The following is a 17,034-nucleotide window of genomic DNA, read 5'->3' as shown; positions in this document are numbered from 1 at the left end:
ACGCGTACCAAAGGAGTAACGGTTTTATATACCGTTTGGCGATTTAGAAGTAGAAAAGAGAATAAGGGGTTTGAAAACCGCCGCTGGCGGCAAAGTAGAGGAGAGGCGGAAGCCGATAGCCACCCTCCCCTGCGGGGAGAGGGCTATGGCGAAAGAGGCGCTACAGCGCCAGAATACGCTCCACGGACGGCGCGAAGTAGTAGCCGCCGGTCACCGGTTTGGTAAAGCGCAGCATGGCGTCGCGCTTGCCGTCGGTATCGCCAAACATGCTCAGCAGCTGCTGTTCGATATTATGGATACGGGCGCAGTAAGCGCAGAAATAGAGGCCATGAGTGCCGCTGGCGGTACCGTACGGCAGGCTCTGGCGCAGAATTTTCAGCCCTTTGCCGTCCTCTTTCAGGTCAACGCGGCTGAGATGCGAGGTTTCCGGGCGGTCGTCACCGTCAATCTCTTCATTGGCCTCTTTGGTACGGCCAAACATCATCTCCTGATCCGGAACGCTCATGCGGTTAAGCTGCTTGAGATTGTGCTCCCAGCGCTGCACGAAGACGTAGCTCCCGCCGGCGTCAACGCCATCTTTAATAATCGCCACCTCGCGACGCGTCTCTTCGCCGGCCGGGTTTTCGGTCCCGTCGACAAAGCCGCTGAGGTCGCGCTCTTCGATCCAGCGGAAGCCATGTACTTCCTCTTTAACGTCAACAACGCCGCCAAACGCCGCCATCGCCGCCTGGGCGACGGAGAAATTGACCTCATGGCGAGCGGAGAGGATATGAATCAGCAGATCGTACTGAGTCGACGGCGCCAGGCCTTTTCCGTAAACGGGGAAGTCTTTTAACTCTTCGGCACCTACGCCGCCGCTCAGCTCGCGCCAGACGTTATTGCCGAAGGCAATGGCCGCCCCCAGCTGGGCGTCCGGGAATTTCGCCTGAAAGGTGGCTAATTTATCGATAAAGTTTTTGCTGGCTTCATGCAGGGCGTTAACGTCCCCTTTAACATTGGCTTCAATCCAAATCGCCGCACGGCAATGTTCCGGCAAAATGCCGCTCTGAACCTGAGACATCGCTCCTCCTGAAATGAAACGACCACAACGGTGTGGTGCTTAAACGCGGCTATTGTACGCGTTTTTTGCCACCGTCGTGTTTCTCCAGATCAAATTAGCGGCGCCAGGTGATTTTATCGATTTTCCAGTTTTTCAGCGTATCGTCGGAGGGCATCAGCTCTTGCGGGCCGCTCCAGTGGCCGGTGAAGACGTAGCTAATATGCTGGCTGCCCTGCGCCTGACACTCAACCACCGCGCCGTTGTCGCTGCTGGCCTTCTGACAGTTGCCGAACGCTTTGCTGTACAGCTCGCTGAACGGAGTGCCTACCTGCACGCCGCTCTCGGTTTTAATCTCGCCGTCGCGCACGTCGATGCGGCTGATGGTGCCGTTCTCGCCGTTAATCGTCATCGCCACCTTGTCGTCCTTCAGCGCCTCAAAGTAGCGCACGATATTGCCGTTGGCGCTTTTCATACCGCTGCGCAGGCGGTAGCCGCCGCCGAGGGCGTCGCTGATGGCCTGTTCATTTAGCGGCGTGGCGGCCGTCAGCTTGCCCACTCCCTGCTCGGTCACCTCCGTCGAGGAGCCAAACCAGTTCCACGGCAGGGCCCCGGACCAGTTGACCGCGCTCATCGTGGAGCAGCCGGTTAACGCCAGCGGTAGCGCGCAAAGAAGTAAACGTAGCGATTTCATGAGATCGTCCTTTTCTGTTAATTTGACGCCTGTTGGAGTGCGGGATCGGCAAAAAGTGCCGTTAAACCTGCTCTTCCTCGAAACAGGCCCTCAGCCGACGGCTGCTCAGCAGCCACCACAGCGCATAAATATCCGCCGCCAGCAGGCCGATGGTCAGCGCCGAAGGCGACTCGCCGCCCAGCCACAGCAGCGGCTGCCAGATAAGCAGCAGCGCCTGAGAGAGCACCAGCAGCCAGCGTATTAGCGGCCAGAAACGGGGAAAGCGCTGCCGCTGGCCGCTGACGATAAACGCCAGCACCGCCGGTATACCGGGCAGCAGCCCAAGCCAGAAGTTGTCATGATCGGGGTAGAACAGATTCAGCAGAACATCGCCCTGCTGCCGCGAGGCCCCGGCCATAATAAACAGCACCCAGGTCCGGGCCTGCAGCAGCAGGACGCACCAGAAGAGGAACGGCAGCCTTAGCCGGCCGTGCGCATCAAAATCGGCGGGAATCAGCTCAGTATTCTTCATCTTCAATTAAACGCTTACCCAGGCTGAGCACGTCCGCATATTCGTAACCAAGCCGTTCATACATGCCCTGTACGACCTCGTTATCTTCGCGGATCATAATATTAATTTTCGGACAGCCGCGGGCGGTGAGCTTTTTTTCCAGCCGGCTCAACAGCGCGTTAGCGATTCCGCGGCCGCGAAACTCCGGATGAACGCCGAGATAGTAGGCCGAACCGCGATGGCCGTCGTAGCCGCCCATCACCGTGCCGACGACTTCGCCGTTCACCTCGGCAACCAGAAACAGGCTGACATCGTGATTAACCTTACGTTCGATGTCCATTTCCGGGTCATTCCACGGGCGCAGAAGCTCGCAGCGCTCCCAGAGAGTTATCACCTCTTCAAAATCCTGCTGGCGAAAAACGCGTATCTCCATGGTATTCCCCATCTTTTAGGCATAAAAAAAGTGATTATGGCGTGATTACGCCCGATAGCCAATATCAGGCGAAATTAACCTCAAAAAATGACATAATACGACCTTGTCACGTATTGAAATGAAAAGTAAAACAATTCTTATTACGAAAGGTCGTAACGAAAAACACGATACGATATAACATTGGATACCACTTGTTTGTAATTCAGGCCGAATGAGCACTTTTAAACCTTTAAAAATACTTGCTTCGCGCCGCCAGGTGCTGAAAGCCGGGCTGGCTGCCGTCACCCTTAGCGGGATTGCCTCGCAGGCCAGCGCAAAAGAACAGCCGTTGACGACGTCTAACGGGCACAGTAAACCGGCCGTGAAAAAAGCGGGCGCAAAGCGCGTCGTCATGCTCGATCCGGGACACGGCGGCATTGATACCGGCGCGATCGGCCACAACGGCTCCAAAGAGAAACACGTCGTGCTGGCGATTGCCAAAACCGTGCGCGGCATTCTGCGCAATAACGGCATCGACGCGCGCCTGACGCGCACCAGCGATACCTTTATTCCGCTGTACGACCGCGTGGAAATCGCCCACCAGCACGGCGCGGATCTGTTTATGTCGATTCACGCCGACGGCTTCACTAACCCCAGTGCCGCCGGGGCGTCCGTCTTTGCCCTCTCCAACCGCGGCGCCAGTAGCGCGATGGCGAAATACCTCTCCGATCGCGAAAACCGCGCCGATGAGGTTGCCGGCAAAAAGACCACCGCGAAAGACCATCTGCTACAGCAGGTGCTGTTCGATCTGGTCCAGACGGATACCATCAAAAACAGCCTGACGCTGGGCTCGCATATCCTGAAAAATATTAAGCCGGTGCATAAGCTGCACAGCCGCAACACCGAACAGGCGGCCTTCGTCGTGCTGAAGTCGCCGTCGATACCATCGGTGCTGGTCGAGACCTCATTTATTACCAATCCGGGCGAGGAAAAACTGTTAGGCACCACCGCGTTTCGGCAGAAAATCGCCAGCGCCATTGCCTCCGGCATCATCAGCTACTTCCACTGGTTCGATAACCAAAAAGCCCACTCAAAGAGACGTAGATGAAGCCCGACGTGCAACAGGTTAAACGCTATCTCCTTCAGCTGCAGGACGCTATCTGCCGGCAGCTGAGCGCCCTCGACGGCCAGCCGTTTAGCGAAGATAACTGGCAGCGCGAAGGCGGCGGCGGCGGGCGGAGCCGGGTGCTGCGGGAAGGCGCAATCTTTGAGCAGGCCGGGGTCAACTTTTCCCATGTTCACGGCGACGCCATGCCGGCTTCGGCCACGGCGCATCGCCCGGAGCTGGCCGGCCGCAGCTTTGAGGCTATGGGCGTTTCGCTGGTGGTCCATCCGCGCAATCCCTACGTGCCGATAAGCCATGCCAACGTGCGCTTTTTCATCGCCGAAAAGCCCGGCGCGGAGCCGGTGTGGTGGTTTGGCGGCGGGTTTGACCTGACCCCCTTTTACGGCTTTGACGAGGATGCCGTTCACTGGCACCGCACCGCGCACGATCTGTGTCTGCCGTTCGGCGAAGCGGTCTACCCGCGCTATAAAAAGTGGTGCGATGACTACTTCTTCCTCCGGCATCGTGACGAGCAGCGCGGCATCGGCGGCCTGTTCTTCGACGATTTAAATACCCCGGACTTCGACCACTGCTTCGCGTTTATGCAGGCCGTCGGCAACGGCTACACCGACGCCTATCTGCCGATCGTTGAGCGGCGCAAAGCGATGCCCTACGGCGAGCGGGAGCGTCAGTTTCAGCTCTATCGCCGCGGACGCTACGTGGAGTTCAACCTGGTGTGGGATCGCGGGACGCTGTTTGGCCTGCAGACCGGCGGGCGCACGGAGTCGATTCTGATGTCGATGCCGCCGCTGGTGCGCTGGGAGTATGACTACCACCCGGAAGAAGGCAGCCCGGAGGCTGCCCTGAGTGAGTTCATCAAAGTCAAAGAGTGGATATAAAACAAAGCCCCGAACGGGGCTTTGTCGATCACAGCGGCTGAGTTTGCGCTTCCACTACCGCCAGCGCCACCATATTGACGATGCGGCGAACGGAGGCAATCGGCGTCAGAATATGCACCGGTTTTGCCACTCCCATCAGCACCGGTCCAACGGTCACCCCTTCGGAGCTCGAAACCCGCAGCAGGTTGTAGCTAATGCGCGCGGCTTCCATATTCGGCATCACCAGAATGTTGGCCGATCCTTTCAGCGGGCTGTCCGGCATCCGATCGTGGCGAATACTCTCTACCAGCGCGGCATCGCCGTGCATTTCGCCATCGATCATCAAATCCGGCGCGCTCGCCTTCACCAGCTCCAGCGTTTTACGCATTTTGCTCGCCGACGGGCAGTTAGCGGAGCCGAAGTTAGAGTGCGACAGCAGCGCGACGCGCGGCTCGATGCCGAAGCGGCGCACGCTCTCCGCCGCCATCAGGGCGATCTCGGCCAGCTGCTCCGGCGTCGGATCGTGGTTAACGTAGGTATCGGCAATGAAGGTGTTGCCGCTCGGCAGCAGCAGCGCGTTCATCGCCCCCGCCGTGTTCACGCCGTCGCGATAGCCAAACAGCGGCTGAATCACGCCGTAGTGCTCATGGTAATCACCGATGGTGCCGCAGATCATCGCATCCGCCTCGCCGCGATGGACCATGATCGCGCCAATCACCGTGGTATTGCTGATAACCGCCCGCTGCGCCTGCTCCTGGGTGACGCCGCTGCGTTTCATCAGCTGGTAATACTCGCTCCAGTACTCCTTAAAGCGCGGATCGGATTCATTATTGACGATCTCAAAATCAACGCCGGCTTTAATCTGCAGGCCGAGCTTCTGAATGCGCATTTCGATAACGCTCGGGCGGCCCACCAGAATCGGCTTCGCCAGCCCCAGAGAGACCAGCTCCTGGGTAGCGTGCAGGACGCGCGTCTCCTCCCCTTCCGCCAGCACCACGCGCTTCGGCTCTTTGCGCGCCTGGGAGAAAATCGGCTTCATAAACAGGTTGGTTTTGTAAACGAACTCGCTGAGCTTCTCGATGTAGGCGTCGAAGTCGGCAATCGGGCGCGTCGCCACGCCGGAGTCCATCGCCGCCTTCGCCACCGCCGGCGCGATCTTGACGATCAGCCGCGGATCGAACGGTTTCGGGATGATGTATTCCGGGCCGAAGCTAAGATCCTGATCGCCGTAGGCGGAGGCCACCACTTCGCTCTGCTCGGCGTGCGCCAGTTCGGCAATCGCGTGCACCGCCGCCAGCTTCATCTCTTCGTTAATCGCCGTGGCGCCGACGTCCAGCGCGCCGCGGAAGATGAACGGGAAGCACAGCACGTTGTTGACCTGGTTCGGATAGTCGGAGCGGCCGGTGCAGATAATCGCGTCTTCGCGGACCTGCTTCGCCAGCGGCGGCAGGATTTCCGGTTCCGGGTTAGCCAGCGCGAGGATCAGCGGCGCGCGGGCCATTTTTTTCACCATCTCCGCCGTCAGCACCTTCGGACCGGAGCAGCCGAGGAAAATATCCGCCCCGTCGATCACCTCATCGAGGGTACGTTTACCGTTGTCGTCCACTGCGTAGGCCGCCTTGGTCTCCGCCATATTTGGCTCACGGTCTTTATAGATCACGCCTTTGGAATCGCAGACCACGATATTGCGTTTCTGCATTCCCAGCGCCACCAGCAGGTTCATACAGGCGATAGCCGCGGCGCCCGCCCCGGAAACCACCATCCGCACGTCGGAGAGGTTTTTCTCAACCACCCGCAGACCGTTGAGAATGGCGGCGGTGCTGATAATGGCCGTGCCGTGCTGATCGTCATGGAATACCGGGATATTCATGCGCTCGCGCAGCTTCTGCTCAATGTAGAAGCACTCGGGCGCCTTAATATCTTCCAGGTTGATGCCGCCAAAGGTCGGCTCCAGCGCGGCCACCACGTTGATAAACTTATCCGGATCCAGTTCGTCAACTTCAATATCAAACACGTCAATGCCAGCGAACTTCTTAAATAAAACGCCCTTGCCTTCCATCACCGGCTTGCCGGCGAGCGCACCGATGTTGCCCAGTCCGAGCACCGCGGTACCGTTGGAGACGACCGCAACCAGGTTGCCGCGCGCGGTGTATTTATAGGCGGCCAGCGGGTCTTTTTCGATCTCCAGGCAAGGGGCCGCTACGCCCGGCGAGTAGGCCAGCGCGAGGTCGCGCTGCGTCGCGAGGGGCTTGGTCGGCACGACCTGAATTTTTCCAGGGACCGGGAATTCATGGAAGTAGAGGGCGCTTTGTTTCAACTGCTCATCCATTTTATTGTTCCTTTCACGTATCGATCGTAGGGGGTGGCGGGCAATCTCTATCCTGATGTCCACCCAAGGTGGGGCATAGTATCTCGCCTGACGGCTTTCCAAACTTTGAACGCCGCCAAACTCTCGCCATCACAAAGGTATATTTGTTATCGATTCATAACATTTTTGTAACCTGGTTTCGCAGGCAATGATAGCCCTCTCTGCTATGCTTTTTAGTTATTCACCCAATAACTTCCTCTAGCAGTCATCTAAAAAAACTCATGCAACATATTGTTTCAGGAGTACATTATGTCCCGAAGAGAACTTGCTAACGCCATTCGCGCCCTTAGCATGGACGCCGTACAGAAAGCCAACTCCGGCCATCCCGGTGCCCCGATGGGCATGGCGGATATCGCCGAAGTCCTGTGGAACGACTTCCTCCGGCACAACCCGGAGAATCCGCACTGGTACGATCGCGACCGCTTTGTGCTGTCCAACGGCCACGCCTCGATGCTGCTCTATAGCCTGCTGCACCTGACCGGCTACGACCTGCCGATGGAGGAGCTTAAAAACTTCCGCCAGCTGCACTCTAAAACCCCCGGCCACCCGGAGCATGGCTATACCCCAGGCGTAGAGACCACCACCGGCCCGCTGGGCCAGGGCCTGGCGAACGCGGTCGGGATGGCGATTGCGGAACGGACGCTGGCGGCGCAGTTCAACCGCCCGGGACATGAGATAGTCGATCACCATACCTGGGTTTTTATGGGCGACGGCTGCCTGATGGAGGGGATCTCCCACGAGGCCAGCTCGCTGGCGGGTACCCTGGGGCTGGGTAAGCTTATCGGGTTCTATGACCATAACGGCATTTCCATCGACGGCCACGTTGAGGGCTGGTTCACCGACGACACTGCCGAACGCTTCCGGGCCTATCACTGGCACGTAATTGGCGATATCGACGGCCACGACCCGCAGGCGGTTGCGCAGGCGATTCGCGAGGCGCAAAGCGTCAAAGATAAGCCGTCGCTGATTATCTGCCGCACCATCATCGGCTTCGGCTCGCCCAACAAGGCCGGCTCCGAGGAGTCGCACGGCGCGGCGCTCGGGGAAAAAGAGGTGGCCTTAGCCCGCGAGAAGCTGGGCTGGAAATATCCGCCGTTCGAGATCCCGAAAGAGATTTATGACAAGTGGGATGCCCGGCCGCGCGGTGAAAAAGCCGAGCACGCGTGGAACGACAAATTCGCCGTCTATCGGCAGGAGTATCCCGAGCTGGCGGACGAGCTGACGCGCCGGATGAACGGCGATCTGCCTGAAAGCTGGAGCGAGACCGTTCGCGGCTACATCGCGAAGCTGCAGGCCAGCCCGGAAAAAATCGCCAGCCGCAAAGCCTCGCAGAATGCGCTCAACGCCTACGGGCCGGCGCTGCCGGAGCTGCTCGGCGGCTCGGCGGATCTGGCGCCCAGCAACCTGACCATCTGGTCGGGTTCGACCTCGATTAAAGACGATCCCGCCGGCAACTATATCCACTACGGCGTGCGCGAGTTTAGTATGACCGCCGTCGCCAACGGCATTGCCCTGCACGGCGGCTTCATCCCCTACACCTCGACCTTCCTGATGTTCGTGGAATATGCGCGCAACGCGGCGCGCATGGCCGCGCTGATGAAGGCCAGGCAGATCATGGTTTACACCCATGACTCCATTGGCCTGGGGGAAGATGGCCCAACGCACCAGGCGGTCGAGCAGCTGGCCAGCCTTCGGCTGACGCCCAACTTCAGCACCTGGCGCCCCTGCGATCAGGTAGAAACCGCGGTCGCCTGGCGGGCGGCCATCGAGCGGCAAAGCGGCCCCACCGCGCTGATCCTGTCGCGGCAGAATCTGGCGCAGATGGCGCGCACGCCGCAGCAGGTGGAGGATATTGCGCGCGGCGGCTACGTGCTGAAAGATGCCGGCGGCAAGCCGGATCTGATCCTGATCGCCACCGGCTCGGAGATAGAAATCACCGCCCTGGCGGCGGAGAAGCTGCTGGCGAAAGGGGTCAACGTGCGGGTGGTTTCGCTGCCGTCAACCGACGTGTTTGACGCTCAGGATGAGGCATACCGGGAATCCGTCCTGCCGTCTGACGTCAGCGCCCGCATTGCCGTCGAGGCCGGAATTGCCGACTACTGGTATAAATACGTCGGCCTGAAGGGCGCCATTGTCGGCATGAGAAGCTACGGCGAATCGGCGCCGGCGGAAAAGCTGTTCCCGTTCTTTGGCTTTACCGTCGAAAATATTGTGAGCACCGCCGAAGGGCTGCTTAATGGGTGATCCACAGCGTAGGCCAGGCATCTGGCCTCTGCCAGTTATCGCACTGCGGCTGCTGGGCAAAGCGCACCAGGCTAAACCGCTGGCCATCATACCGCCAGCGGGTCTGGGTGCCGCAATCCCCCGGTGCGCGCCCCTTCTCAAGGGTCACCAGCTCGTGGCGCTGCTCGTCGATGCTGGCGTTCATCAGCTCAATTTCGCGCCCCGCGCCGCCGGGCGGCTGGAAAGGCAGCGTCAGGCGCAGCGGACGCGCGGCGTACGGCTGCTGGCGCGAAACCAGCCACGCCCGCCATACGGTGTTATAAGCTCCCGCTTCGCAGCTGAACATCAGCAGCACCTTCTCATCGGTCAGCGCGGTCACCCGTACCTCCCGCAGGGAGGGATCGAGAGAGCATGCGCTGTTGCTCATGCGCTCGTTGCCGTAGTCCATCAGGTCATTCAGCTCATCGCGGCTCAGCGGCGATTGCGATACGTCAACTTTCGCCACCGTGCGCAACGCCGGCGCCGGAGGGACGCTGAGCGGCGGCTCTTCGCCTTTGCCAATCCACGCCGTTTCGCTGCCGACCCGCTTCTGGCGGCTGTCGATAAACAGTAGCGCAGCCTTCAGGCCCTGCAAGGAAATGGTCTGCAGGCCGTCCACCAGGCTTATCGCCTGCCCTTCCTGCACCTGCTGGAGAAAAGCGTCGATGGCGGCGCTATCGTCGGTTTTAAGCAGCTTGTCGGCAACCTGCCAGCGCTTATCCACCAGCGCCAGAGGCTTACCGTCAAGCAGCAGACGAGGGCCGATCGGCGCCAGCGCCGCGACCGGATTGCCGACGCCGCCCAGCTCAATGCGCAGGCTGGCGTCGGTGGCCGCGCCGGCGCTGCGGCTGAGGTTCATCACCAGGCCATAGTGCAGCCCGACGTTACGAGTTACGCAGAAGTTTTGATTGTTGCAGGTCACCAGCCAGTCGTCGAAAGTCTGCTGCACCGGCGCCGCCCACGCCAGCGAGGCGGGGAACAGGCCGAAAAGCAGAATCAAGATAAGCCGATAAAGCATGCGTGGTACAACCCCGGAAGATAGCGCGAAAAACAGCCGCTATCTTCGCCAGCGTCGGAGGGTTACTCAATCGGATTTATCAGATATCCCCGGCCATCAGCCCCGAAGCGTGGAGATACTGCAGCAGGATAACCGCTTTCCCATCGCGGATTTCGCCGCCGGCCATCATCGCCAGCGCCTGGCTGAAGGGCAGCTCCAGCACCTCAATCTCTTCATCATCCACCCCGCCGCCGCCGTTTTTACGCTGAGCATCGCTGTATTCGGCGATAAAGAAGTGGATAAGTTCGGTGACGCCGCCGGGAGACATATACAGCTCGAACAGCTTGCGAACCTCGCCCACCTCGTAGCCGGTCTCCTCGATCGCCTCTTTGCGAATACAGGCTTCCGGCTCGTCGTTATCCAGCAGCCCGGCGCAGGTCTCAATGAGCATTCCATCTTCGTTACCGTTCACCCAGGTGGCGACGCGGAACTGGCGCACCAGCACCACGCTTTGCTTACGCCGGTTGTAGAGCAGAACCGTTGCGCCGTTGCCGCGATCGTAAACCTCGCGCTTATGGCGCACCACGCTGCCGTCGCCGCGCGTCAGCTCGTAGGTCATATTGCGCAAAACAAACCAGTTTTCCGAGAGGATTTTATCTTTAATGACGTTGATATTGAGTGACATACGACCTCGCAGCAGAGAATGACGCAGTCATACTACGCTGCGAAGTCCGCTTTGTCGTTAGCCGGGCGGAATCGATTTTAGGCCAGGGAACCCGGCGATCCCCTGCGCCGTATGACGGACCTCTCCCATCGCCGTCACCACCGGGCCGGGCAGCGTCTCCAGGCCATCCTGCAGGATTGTCGCGCCGTTCGGGCAGCCTGGGGACAGGGAGCGCCTTCACAAGGGTGACACGTAATGGTGTTACATTTTTGCTCGCCTTTGATGAGCGTAATACGCGGCAAATAACCACTCAGTTTAAGTGGCCATTAAATGTCCGATAAGGTGGGACGGAAACGATGTTCATCTGCCTGGGATCGCGCTTACTGGCGAGAATCCTTTTGGGATCAAATTTTTTGAGCTAAATAAAATGGGGCTTTATTTCTTCAGGCGATAATCAAGCCCGGCATAAAAGCGATAAAATCTGTTTACTTCCGGCGGCAATTGCGAAAGGGTAACGCAGTGGGCAGACCCTGGATAAAGGGCAGGATACATCTTTACCGTGCCGTAAAAGGCACACGATAAATTACACTATCTCCTTAATTTCTCCACGATTGCCAACGGGCTTACCGCTAGAGTGTCACTGGCTGTGCAATAACAAAAAAATGTACAAAAAGAGGTCCTGATTCTGATGGCGAATTTCTTTATCGATCGCCCCATTTTTGCGTGGGTACTGGCTATTCTTTTGTGCCTGACCGGAACGCTGGCGATTTTATCGCTTCCCGTCGAGCAATATCCTGAGCTGGCGCCGCCGAACGTGCGGATCACCGCCAACTACCCCGGCGCCTCCGCGCAAACGCTGGAGAATACCGTGACTCAGGTTATCGAGCAGAATATGACCGGCCTCGATAATCTGATGTATATGTCATCGCAGAGCAGCGCCACCGGCCAGGCAACGGTCACCCTGAGCTTTACCGCCGGAACCGACCCCGATGAAGCGGTGCAGCAGGTGCAAAACCAGCTGCAGTCGGCGATGCGTAAACTGCCGCAGGACGTGCAAAATCAGGGCGTCACGGTGCGCAAAACCGGTGATACCAACATTCTGACCCTCGCTTTTGTCTCCACCGACGGCAGCATGGATAAGCAGGATATTGCCGACTACGTCGCCAGTAACATCCAGGACCCCTTAAGCCGCGTCAACGGCGTCGGCGATATCGATGCCTATGGCTCCCAGTACTCGATGCGAATCTGGCTCGATCCGGCGAAGCTCAACAGCTACCAGATGACGGCGAAAGACGTCACCGACGCCATTACATCGCAGAATGCCCAGATTGCCGTCGGCCAGCTGGGCGGCACGCCGTCGGTTGACAGGCAGGCGCTTAACGCCACCATCAACGCCCAGTCGCTGCTGCAAACGCCGGATCAGTTCCGCGATATTACGCTACGCGTTAATCAGGATGGCTCAGAAGTGACGCTCGGCGACGTTGCCAGCGTTGAGATGGGAGCCGAAAAGTACGATTACCTCAGCCGCTATAACCGCCAGGCGGCATCAGGGCTGGGCATTAAGCTCGCTTCCGGCGCCAACGAAATGGCCACCGCCGAGCGGGTCATCTCCCGCCTGAACGAGCTTTCACAATATTTCCCCCACGGTCTGGAGTACAAAATCGCCTACGAGACCACCTCGTTCGTTAAGGCGTCAATTACCGACGTGGTGAAAACGCTGATTGAAGCGATCGCGCTGGTGTTCCTGGTGATGTACCTGTTCCTGCAAAACTTCCGCGCCACGCTGATCCCGACCATCGCCGTGCCGGTGGTCCTGATGGGCACCTTCGCGGTACTCTATACCTGCGGCTACAGCATCAACACCCTGACGATGTTTGCCATGGTGCTGGCGATCGGCCTGCTGGTGGATGACGCCATCGTGGTGGTGGAAAACGTCGAGCGTATCATGAGCGAGGAGGGACTCTCGCCCCGGGAGGCGACCCGCAAATCGATGGGGCAGATCCAGGGCGCGCTGGTGGGCATCGCCATGGTGCTGTCGGCGGTGTTCATCCCGATGGCCTTCTTCGGGGGCACTACCGGCGCCATCTACCGCCAGTTCTCAATCACCATCGTTTCCGCGATGGTGCTGTCGGTGCTGGTGGCGATGATCCTCACCCCGGCGCTGTGCGCCACCCTGCTCAAACCGATTCATAAAGGCGAACTCCACGGCCAGACGGGCTTTTTCGGCTGGTTTAACCGCATGTTTGACCGCAACGCCAGCCGCTACGAATCGGCGGTCGGCAAAATTCTTCACCGCTCGCTGCGCTGGATAATGATCTACGTTCTGCTGCTGGGCGGGATGGTATTTCTGTTTATACGCCTGCCGACCTCGTTCCTGCCGCAGGAAGATCGCGGGATGTTCACCACCTCGGTGCAGCTGCCCGCCGGCTCTACGCAGCAGCAGACGCTGAAGGTGGTGCAGAAGGCCGAAGACTACTTCCTCAAAAACGAAAAAGCGAACGTTGAATCAGTGTTCGCCACCATCGGCTCCGGCCCGGGCGGCAACGGCCAGAACGTGGCGCGAATGTTCATACGCCTGAAAGACTGGGACCAGAGGGATCCCGCCAGCGGCTCCGCCTTCGCCATTATCGAACGGGCGACCAAGGCCTTTAACAAGATTAAAGAGGCCCGCGTCTTTGCCAGCAGCCCGCCGGCCATCAGCGGCCTGGGCAGCTCTGCCGGCTTCGACATGGAGCTTGAGGACCACGCCGGCAACGGCCATGACGCGCTGATGTCCGCCCGCGACTCCCTGCTGGAGCTGGCCGCCAGCAACCCTCAGTTAACCCGCGTGCGCCACAACGGCCTTGACGATAGCCCGCAGCTGCAGGTTGATATCGATCAGCGCAAGGCGCAGGCGCTGGGGATATCGATTGACGATATCAACGATACGCTGCAAACCGCCTGGGGCTCGAGCTACGTGAACGACTTTATGGACCGCGGCCGGGTGAAAAAAGTCTACGTCCAGGCGGCGGCAAAATATCGCATGCTGCCGGACGATATTAATCAGTGGTACGTACGCAACGGCAGCGGCACGATGGTGCCCTTCTCGGCCTTTGCCAGCTCGCGCTGGGAAACCGGTTCGCCGCGCCTGGAACGCTATAACGGCTACTCGGCGGTCGAAATTGTCGGCGAAGCCGCGCCGGGGGTCAGTACCGGTACGGCGATGACGATTATGGAAGATCTGGCGCAAAAGCTGCCGAACGGTTTTGGCCTCGAGTGGACGGCGATGTCGTATCAGGAGCGTTTATCCGGCGCTCAGGCCCCGGCGCTGTATGCGATCTCCCTGCTGGTGGTCTTCCTGTGCCTGGCGGCGCTGTATGAGAGCTGGTCGGTGCCGTTCTCCGTGATGCTGGTGGTGCCGCTGGGAGTCATCGGCGCCCTGCTGGCAACCTGGGTGCGCGGCCTTGAGAACGATGTTTACTTCCAGGTGGGGCTACTGACGGTTATCGGCCTGTCAGCGAAGAACGCCATTCTGATCGTCGAGTTTGCCAATGAGCTCAATGAGAAAGGAGAGGATTTACTGGTTGCGACGCTTTCGGCCTGTCGTCAGCGCCTGCGGCCAATTCTGATGACCTCGCTGGCCTTTATTTTCGGCGTGCTGCCGATGGCGACCAGCACCGGCGCGGGCTCGGGTAGCCAGCACGCGGTCGGTACCGGGGTGATGGGCGGCATGATCTCCGCCACCATTCTCGCTATTTTCTTCGTCCCGCTGTTCTTTGCGCTGGTACGTCGCCGCTTCCCGCTAAAAGAGCGGGCGCAGTAGCAGCCCCGCCCCGGAGGCGCGTATCTCCGGGGTGTAATAACAAAAAAGGCGACCGCTGGGGTCGCCTTTTTTATGCGTTCCGATCCGCCTCGCGGTTATTTTGCTGGCAAGATGAACGGCTCACATTGCGGAATTTATTTACGAAGCATACCTTCAATAAAATCTTTCCAGTTCCCTAGTTCATGCTCAATCATAATAGCCTCTCTTATTATTATGGGTCATTCTATGCAAATCCATTGGTTGTGGGAAGTTCATTGAGGTTATCGCTGCGATTGCTACATAGCTCATCTGTGCTCTGGCCCCTCTGAGTTGCCGCTACTATGGGCCCGCGGCTGGAAATTTAATGTGATGCATAGCAACATTCTGCAATATGATAGCCATTTTCGGACTATCGGCCGCGGATGTCCGGCCCGGCAGGTGATATACCGCACGGCGTTAAGAGAATGATTAATATTCAACCAGGAGCCGCCGTGGCGGTAAAAAATTATATTTATTAGAGTGATTAACGTATTATTTTAGACCGCCTTATACAGGCGGCAAACGCTGAGAAAATCGCTTAATTCACGGTAAACGAAAAGGGTTAATTATGCTGACCATGTACGGGATAAAAAACTGCGACACCATTAAAAAGGCCCGCCGCTGGCTGGAGGCTAACCAGATTGAATACCGCTTCCACGATTATCGCGCCGATGGTCTGGATCGCGAGCTACTCAACACGTTTATTGCCGAACTGGGCTGGGAAGCGCTGCTCAACACCCGCGGCACCACCTGGCGTAAGCTGGACGAAGCGGTTCGCTCGCGTATCGATAGCGCTGATGCCGCCGCTGGACTGATGCTCGAAATGCCGGCGATCATCAAACGCCCATTGCTCTGCGCGCCCGGTCAGCCTATGCTGCTGGGCTTCAGTGAACTCACTTATAAGAAGCTTGTTAACGAGGTATAGTCTATGTCTTGCCCGGTCATTGAGCTGGCTCAGCAGCTTATTCGCCGCCCTTCCCTCAGCCCCGATGATGCGGGATGTCAGGCGTTAATGATTGAACGTCTGCGGGCGATTGGTTTTACCGTGGAACCGATGGATTTCGGCGATACCCAAAATTTCTGGGCCTGGCGCGGACACGGCGAAACTCTGGCCTTCGCCGGCCATACCGATGTTGTTCCGGCGGGCGACGCTGACCGGTGGATTAACCCGCCGTTTGAACCGACTATTCGCGATGGCATGCTGTTTGGCCGCGGCGCGGCGGACATGAAAGGCTCGCTGGCCGCGATGGTGGTCGCCGCCGAGCGCTTCGTCGCCCAGTACCCGAACCATAAAGGTCGTCTGGCCTTTTTGATCACCTCGGATGAAGAAGCCAGCGCCCACAACGGCACGGTGAAAGTCGTCGAAGCCCTGATGGCCCGCAAAGAGCGCCTCGATTACTGCCTGGTGGGCGAGCCCTCCAGTACCGAAGTGGTCGGGGACGTGGTGAAGAACGGCCGCCGCGGCTCGCTAACCTGCAATTTAACCATCCACGGCGTGCAGGGCCACGTCGCCTATCCCCATCTGGCGGATAATCCGGTGCACCGCGCCGCGCCGATGCTCAGCGAACTGGTGAGCATCGAATGGGACAAAGGCAACGAGTTCTTCCCGCCGACCAGCATGCAGATTGCCAACGTCAGGGCGGGAACCGGCAGCAATAACGTCATTCCGGGCGACATGTTCGTTCAGTTCAACTTCCGCTTCAGCACCGAGCTGACCGACGAGATGATCAAAGCCCGGGTTGTGGCGCTGCTGGAAAAATACCAGCTGCGTTACACCCTCGACTGGTGGCTCTCCGGCCAGCCGTTCCTGACCGGCCGCGGCAAGCTGGTTGAAGCGGTGGTGAATGCCATTGAGCACTATAATGAGATCAAGCCGCAGCTGTTGACCAACGGCGGCACCTCCGACGGGCGGTTTATCGCCCGCATGGGAGCCCAGGTGGTTGAACTCGGGCCGGTGAATGCCACGATCCATAAAATTAACGAGTGCGTGAACGCCGCTGACCTGCAGCTGCTGGCGCGGATGTATCAACGGATCATGGAACAGCTGGTTGCCTGACAACATCGACAGATACCCTGAACGATGACGGGTATAAAAGAGGAAGCAGCATGGAATGGCTAAGTAAATACTGGTGGATTCTGGTGTTAGTCTTTTTAGTGGGCGTCATTATTAACGTGATTAAGGACCTTAATCGCGTCGACCACAAAAAGTTTCTCGCCAATAAGCCGGATCTTCCCCCCCATCGTGATTGCAACGATAAGTGGGATGATGACGACGACTGGCCGAAGAACGGCCCGTCGAAGAAGTAGC

At 58.7% G+C, this 17,034-nt stretch carries 14 protein-coding genes and 1 pseudogene; 7 read left to right on the top strand and 8 right to left on the bottom strand.

Annotation, left to right across the window (positions count from 1 at the left end; all coding sequences use genetic code 11):
- Nucleotides 1-160: 160 nt before the first annotated feature.
- The 4 genes from AC1M2H_RS07445 to AC1M2H_RS07430 form a co-directional block, all read right to left on the bottom strand.
- Complete coding sequence (locus AC1M2H_RS07445) at nucleotides 161-1,060, bottom strand: Dyp-type peroxidase (RefSeq protein WP_480150881.1); 900 nt, start codon at nucleotides 1,058-1,060, stop codon at nucleotides 161-163.
- Nucleotides 1,061-1,154: 94 nt separating this feature from the next.
- Nucleotides 1,155-1,730 (bottom strand): RpoE-regulated lipoprotein, encoded by a 576-nt coding sequence (locus AC1M2H_RS07440; protein WP_480150880.1) that lies wholly within the window; start codon nucleotides 1,728-1,730, stop codon nucleotides 1,155-1,157.
- Between the two features lie 61 nt (nucleotides 1,731-1,791).
- Nucleotides 1,792-2,241: a DUF2919 domain-containing protein gene (locus tag AC1M2H_RS07435; protein ID WP_480150879.1), complete on the bottom strand. Its 450-nt coding sequence runs from the start codon at nucleotides 2,239-2,241 to the stop codon at nucleotides 1,792-1,794.
- A complete protein-coding gene (locus AC1M2H_RS07430) occupies nucleotides 2,228-2,653 on the bottom strand; it encodes a GNAT family acetyltransferase (protein WP_480150878.1) in 426 nt (141 codons plus the stop codon). The genes AC1M2H_RS07435 and AC1M2H_RS07430 overlap by 14 nt, the downstream gene beginning before the upstream one ends.
- 211 nt (nucleotides 2,654-2,864) lie before the next feature.
- On the opposite strand from AC1M2H_RS07430, the gene amiA reads away from it, so the two are divergent.
- Both amiA and hemF read left to right on the top strand, forming a co-directional pair.
- Complete coding sequence (gene amiA, locus AC1M2H_RS07425) at nucleotides 2,865-3,740, top strand: N-acetylmuramoyl-L-alanine amidase AmiA (protein ID WP_480150877.1); 876 nt, start codon at nucleotides 2,865-2,867, stop codon at nucleotides 3,738-3,740.
- Nucleotides 3,737-4,636: an oxygen-dependent coproporphyrinogen oxidase gene (gene hemF, locus AC1M2H_RS07420; protein WP_480150876.1), complete on the top strand. Its 900-nt coding sequence runs from the start codon at nucleotides 3,737-3,739 to the stop codon at nucleotides 4,634-4,636. Before amiA ends, hemF begins: the two co-directional genes overlap by 4 nt.
- Nucleotides 4,637-4,664: 28 nt before the next feature.
- On the opposite strand, the gene maeB is transcribed toward hemF, so the two are convergent.
- Nucleotides 4,665-6,944, bottom strand: coding sequence for an NADP-dependent oxaloacetate-decarboxylating malate dehydrogenase (gene maeB / locus AC1M2H_RS07415; protein WP_480150875.1), 2,280 nt, complete (start codon nucleotides 6,942-6,944; stop codon nucleotides 4,665-4,667).
- 288 nt (nucleotides 6,945-7,232) lie between these two features.
- Here maeB and tkt point away from each other — a divergent pair, with 288 nt between their 5' ends.
- Nucleotides 7,233-9,227: a transketolase gene (gene tkt / locus AC1M2H_RS07410; RefSeq protein WP_480150874.1), complete on the top strand. Its 1,995-nt coding sequence runs from the start codon at nucleotides 7,233-7,235 to the stop codon at nucleotides 9,225-9,227.
- On the opposite strand, the gene AC1M2H_RS07405 is transcribed toward tkt, so the two are convergent.
- Nucleotides 9,217-10,263 carry a DUF1176 domain-containing protein gene (locus AC1M2H_RS07405; protein WP_480150873.1) on the bottom strand — a complete coding sequence of 349 codons (1,047 nt, stop codon included), beginning with the start codon at nucleotides 10,261-10,263 and terminating at the stop codon, nucleotides 9,217-9,219. The two genes, tkt and AC1M2H_RS07405, sit on opposite strands and share 11 nt — an antisense overlap.
- 66 nt (nucleotides 10,264-10,329) lie before the next feature.
- A pseudogene (gene nudK / locus AC1M2H_RS07400) lies at nucleotides 10,330-10,927 on the bottom strand (GDP-mannose pyrophosphatase NudK).
- 667 nt (nucleotides 10,928-11,594) lie between these two features.
- Between nudK and acrD the strand changes: the two are divergent.
- On the top strand, nucleotides 11,595-14,708 hold the full coding sequence (acrD, locus tag AC1M2H_RS07395) for a multidrug efflux RND transporter permease AcrD (RefSeq protein WP_480150872.1): 3,114 nt from the start codon (nucleotides 11,595-11,597) through the stop codon (nucleotides 14,706-14,708).
- A 134-nt stretch (nucleotides 14,709-14,842) separates the two neighbouring features.
- On the opposite strand, the gene ypfM is transcribed toward acrD, so the two are convergent.
- A complete protein-coding gene (ypfM, locus tag AC1M2H_RS07390; protein ID WP_100181659.1) occupies nucleotides 14,843-14,902 on the bottom strand; it encodes a protein YpfM in 60 nt (19 codons plus the stop codon).
- A 392-nt stretch (nucleotides 14,903-15,294) separates the two neighbouring features.
- Here ypfM and AC1M2H_RS07385 point away from each other — a divergent pair, with 392 nt between their 5' ends.
- From AC1M2H_RS07385 to AC1M2H_RS07375, 3 genes are read left to right on the top strand one after another with little or no spacing between them, the layout of a single operon-like run.
- The gene (locus tag AC1M2H_RS07385; protein WP_480150871.1) at nucleotides 15,295-15,651 is read left to right on the top strand and encodes an ArsC family reductase; all 357 of its coding nucleotides are present in this window, start codon (nucleotides 15,295-15,297) and stop codon (nucleotides 15,649-15,651) included.
- Between the two features lie 3 nt (nucleotides 15,652-15,654).
- Nucleotides 15,655-16,782: a succinyl-diaminopimelate desuccinylase gene (dapE, locus tag AC1M2H_RS07380; protein WP_480150870.1), complete on the top strand. Its 1,128-nt coding sequence runs from the start codon at nucleotides 15,655-15,657 to the stop codon at nucleotides 16,780-16,782.
- A 50-nt stretch (nucleotides 16,783-16,832) separates the two neighbouring features.
- Nucleotides 16,833-17,033, top strand: coding sequence for a YpfN family protein (locus AC1M2H_RS07375; protein ID WP_480150869.1), 201 nt, complete (start codon nucleotides 16,833-16,835; stop codon nucleotides 17,031-17,033).
- The last annotated feature ends 1 nt before the right edge of the window (nucleotide 17,034 follow it).

It is taken from the genome of Klebsiella sp. F11, from assembly GCF_056712265.1.
This window is presented reverse-complemented; position numbering and strand designations above follow the sequence as displayed.